The sequence below is a fragment of the Paraburkholderia sediminicola genome (genome assembly GCF_046027355.1).
In the GTDB taxonomy this organism is placed as follows: Bacteria; Pseudomonadota; Gammaproteobacteria; order Burkholderiales; family Burkholderiaceae; genus Paraburkholderia; species Paraburkholderia sediminicola_B.
This window is the reverse complement of the sequence record NZ_JAQQEK010000135.1, coordinates 1-573: the sequence shown is the minus strand read 5'-3', so window position 1 is coordinate 573 and position 573 is coordinate 1. Positions and strand designations below refer to the sequence as shown.

1 protein-coding gene is annotated in these 573 nt (G+C 56.5%); it reads right to left on the bottom strand.

All coding sequences use genetic code 11. From position 1 onward, the window contains the following. Nucleotides 1-3: 3 nt before the first annotated feature. Nucleotides 4-573 (bottom strand): transposase (locus PQR42_RS45615; RefSeq protein ID WP_408496123.1); only part of this gene is annotated, 570 nt, incomplete at its 5' end.

Sequence of the window (573 nt, the reverse complement as noted above, 5' to 3'; positions counted from 1 at the left end):
GCCTCAGCTTCCAGCCATCCTCATTGCCTTCATTGTCCTCGCAACACCAAGTATATTCATCACTCGCTTGAGGTTGTATGCCAGTACGTGAAGGCTCATCTCGGTGCTCACCTTCCAGAGCGTTCGGGTCTGGAAGTGTGTGGCACCCATCCAATGCTTGAGCGTGCCGAAGACGTGTTCAACGGTGCTTCTTCGGATGGTCATCGCATCGGGCTTCCGGTCGAGTCGACGCTGCGTGGCTTCCCGTACATGTTCGTGCTCCCATCGTCGGATGCGGCGATAGTCGCTGGGTGAACATCGTTCCTTGAGATGGCAACGCGGGCACGCGCTGGGCCAGTACACGTTCAGATTCATGCCATTCTCAACGGTCCTGAATCGAAGAATTGCGCGCTCGCCAGCGGGGCATCGATACTCATCGTTCCTGGCAACGTAGATGAAGTCCCGTTTGGTAAAGAGCCCTTTCTTCCTTGATGCCGAGGTGAGTGGTTTCGGGACATACGTAGTGATCCCGGCCAGTTCACAGGCACGGATGTCCGGACCACTGAAGTAGCCGCGGTCAGCCAGGACCTTCAA